This window comes from Zooshikella ganghwensis DSM 15267, assembly GCF_000428585.1.
Taxonomy (GTDB): Bacteria; Pseudomonadota; Gammaproteobacteria; order Pseudomonadales; family Zooshikellaceae; genus Zooshikella; species Zooshikella ganghwensis.
In genome coordinates this window covers 1-2,965 of record NZ_AUAF01000292.1, presented here as the reverse complement: position 1 = coordinate 2,965, position 2,965 = coordinate 1, and the positions used below count along the sequence as shown (strand labels likewise).

The 2,965-nt window shown below is 41.6% G+C and carries 4 protein-coding genes and 1 pseudogene; 4 read left to right on the top strand and 1 reads right to left on the bottom strand.

Going from position 1 to position 2,965, the window contains the following annotated elements; all coding sequences use genetic code 11:
* Window positions 1-123 (top strand): DUF6881 domain-containing protein (locus F607_RS36280; RefSeq protein WP_420864452.1); only part of this gene is annotated, 123 nt, incomplete at its 5' end.
* 9 nt (window positions 124-132) lie between these two features.
* On the opposite strand, the gene F607_RS0126030 is transcribed toward F607_RS36280, so the two are convergent.
* The gene (locus F607_RS0126030; RefSeq protein ID WP_027710347.1) at window positions 133-582 is read right to left on the bottom strand and encodes a macro domain-containing protein; all 450 of its coding nucleotides are present in this window, start codon (window positions 580-582) and stop codon (window positions 133-135) included.
* A 315-nt stretch (window positions 583-897) separates the two neighbouring features.
* Here F607_RS0126030 and F607_RS0126025 point away from each other — a divergent pair, with 315 nt between their 5' ends.
* The 3 genes and pseudogenes from F607_RS0126025 to F607_RS32020 all read left to right on the top strand — a co-directional run.
* Window positions 898-1,506 carry a type IV toxin-antitoxin system AbiEi family antitoxin domain-containing protein gene (locus F607_RS0126025; protein WP_027710346.1) on the top strand — a complete coding sequence of 203 codons (609 nt, stop codon included), beginning with the start codon at window positions 898-900 and terminating at the stop codon, window positions 1,504-1,506.
* Window positions 1,503-2,423, top strand: a complete 921-nt coding sequence (locus tag F607_RS0126020) for a nucleotidyl transferase AbiEii/AbiGii toxin family protein (protein ID WP_027710345.1) — start codon at window positions 1,503-1,505, stop codon at window positions 2,421-2,423. The genes F607_RS0126025 and F607_RS0126020 overlap by 4 nt, the downstream gene beginning before the upstream one ends.
* Before the next feature lie 50 nt (window positions 2,424-2,473).
* Window positions 2,474-2,821, top strand: a pseudogene (locus tag F607_RS32020) (recombinase family protein); the annotation flags it as partial.
* Between the last annotated feature and the right edge of the window lie 144 nt (window positions 2,822-2,965).

The window sequence follows — 2,965 nt, the reverse complement described above, 5'->3', positions numbered from 1 at the left end:
ACAGAGCTAGGTTTAGCCCCTGTCCCAAGTCTTCAGGAGTTGGAAGGTAACCCTGAGTTTGAGGTTGAGAGCCTCACTAAAGAGCAGTTTGAAGACATTTGGATAACCGCTATAAATCAATAAGCTTGTTATTTATTTAGGCTCCATGACAGTAAATTCTATTTCTGATGGAGCTAATTTTTTGACTAACAATAGCTTAACCTGTTGCCATGGAAGGCCTCCAAGCCCTACACCTAGAGCGGGAAGGGTTACAGTATTAATACTATAATCGTTCAATTTTCTCAATAAGTCCGTTAATCCATCATCGATATAGCTCAACTTGGACTTTTCTCTCCAATGATTTTTGGTGGGAAAATTAATAATAAATATTTTTTTTCCTAAGGTAGAGCTTTCATAAAACAACGTTATTCCTGGAGATAAATTACCTTGTTGGCATTCTATTTTATAGTGTTCGAAGTTATCGGGAAATCGCTTTTTAAACTCTAAAGCAAGCCCTTTACCCATGATTCCCATACAATTTACTGGATTTACTATTGCATCAGACTCAGCAGTAAAAATATCGCCCCTCTGAAAACTTATCATAAAAAAATTAAGCCTTTATCTGATAATGACTAAGCTTGCTTAGGTTTAATGTTGTGTAAACTGTACCACCTAGTTTTTCTGTTGTTAATCTAGAGTTGTATATAAAACGTCACTAATCATTGCACATGCTAGTGCCCTTAGTGCTCCAACCCTCACCCCAGAATACCAAACCCCCTCGAAAAAACTTCCGATAACCCTTGTTATCGGAAATTTTTAAGGTTAACAAATTGGGCCTGAGAGAGGAGTTTTCTATCTTAATGTTCCATTTTCTCGGTAAATATTGACAAGTACCGAGAAAATGGAACATCATAAGGTATGAGAACGAACACACATTATCATCAGGTTCTTAAGCTAGTGGGCTCTCGAGGGCTGATTAGGAGCCGAGATTTAGACGCTATTAGCGTGCCAAGAGTAGTCCTCACTCGAATGGTTCAACAAGGTCTGCTCATCAGAGTTGGACGTGGTCTCTATTCTGCCCCCAACCGTCCAGTTTCGGAGCACACCAGCTTGGTCGAGGTATCCCGAAAGTACCCTCAGGCATTGGTGTGTCTGTTATCCGCACTCCAATTTCATAGCCTAACTACGCAGGCACCTTTTGAAGTTTGGCTAGCTATACCAAATAAGGCATACGCTCCTACCATGGAATATCCACCGCTTCGAATCGTGAGATTCTCTACCAAATCGATGTCTGAAGGGGTTGAAGACCACCTGTTAGAAGGGGTAACAGTGCATGTAACTTGTATCGCTAAGACAGTGGCTGACTGTTTTAAATTCCGCAATAAAATAGGTCTAGATGTGGCTCTTGAGGCACTAAATGAGTCTTGGCAAAGCAAGAGAGTAAAAATGGATGAGCTATGGCATTACGCCAGTATTTGCCGTGTTACCAATGTTATTCGCCCTTACCTTGAGAGCTTGGCTTCATGAGCAAAAAAAATATGGCCGCATCCGTACGCGCTCGTCTCCTAAATCACGCCCAAGAGACTAAACAAAATTTCAATCTGGTACTTACCCGTTATGCACTTGAAAGGCTCTTATACCGAATCAGTGTATCGCCACACTCCAACGCTTTTTTATTGAAAGGAGCGCTACTTTTTGATCTTTGGTTTGATATTCCACACAGGCCAACAAGAGATGCTGACTTTCTTGGTTTTGGCTCAGCAGAGTTGCCTCATCTACAGGGAGTTTTCAAGGAAATTTGTACCCTTGAAATAGATGATGGAATCCTCTTTCAAGGGGATACAGTTAATGCAACTGAAATTCGCAAAGATTCAAACTATGCTGGAGTACGTATTACATTGCTGAGCATTCTTGATGGTGCTCGATGCCCAGTCCAGATCGATATTGGTTTTGGTGATGCAGTGACTCCTTCTCCGGAGTCTGTCAATTACCCAGTGATACTTCCTGAGTTTGAGGCTCCAAAGCTGCTAGTTTATCCAAAATACACTGTTATTGCAGAGAAGTTTCACGCCCTTGCATCTTTAGGTATTGCAAATAGCCGAATGAAAGACTATTTCGATTTATGGATACTTTCTCAACACTCTAAATTTGAAGGAGAAACGCTTAAACATGCAATACAAGCCACTTTCGAGAGGCGAAAAACTCCGTTGCCAGATCAAATACCATTTGGTCTCACAGAGGCTTTCACACAAGATACTCAAAAACAAAATCAGTGGAAGGCATTTATTAGAAAAAATAATTTAGAGGCAACATCTTTACCAGACATAGCCCTTGCTTTAATTGACTTTTTAATACCTCCCGTAAGGTCTTCAATCAAAGATACACCATTTATGCTTGAGTGGAGCCAAGGCGGCCCATGGCATAGCAAATCCTTGGATAATTAATTTGAAAAAGTTAAACCGACGAAGAATTAGTCGGTTTAACAAATAACTTAACTGTCGCTTACTGGTTTGCTGAACATGAATCGGGGGCTAGTCTCAAAAGGCCAGAGCTTTTCAGATTGATAGATGTTGCTCTCCCTGGTGATATCTTACTAGTAGAACAAGTAGATAGTATCAGCCATTTGAATAGCCGGGATTGGCAGCAGCTCAAGCAGACTATCACGAATAAAGGTATCAAAGTGGTATCTTTGGATCTTCTCGCCAGTCATCAATACATGACTAATGCAGACAAGTTTATAGAGCGCATGTTATCAGCGCTTAACAGTATGATGCTTGTGCCATCTCGCCTTCAGCCTACGTCTCATATGATGTTTTTGTTCATCAGCTCGCAACGTTGTTAGCGGCTTCCTCCAGACCACGCCTTACGGATTGGCCCTTGCCATTCACTCGTAGTCATAACGCTCCCGCAGAGCGGGAGGCTTGACAGCTATGAGCAGCCCCAAGGGCTGCCAATGTTAAAGTTCAGTGTTTAAAATTAGCTTCCG

What these genes read in the sequence shown, in the direction of transcription:
- F607_RS0126025 (WP_027710346.1), top strand. Translation starts at nt 898, where the DNA reads ATGAGAACGAACACACATTATCATCAGGTTCTTAAGCTAGTGGGCTCT.
- F607_RS0126020 (WP_027710345.1), top strand. Translation starts at nt 1,503, where the DNA reads ATGAGCAAAAAAAATATGGCCGCATCCGTACGCGCTCGTCTCCTAAAT.
- F607_RS0126030 (WP_027710347.1), bottom strand. Translation starts at nt 582, where the DNA reads ATGATAAGTTTTCAGAGGGGCGATATTTTTACTGCTGAGTCTGATGCA.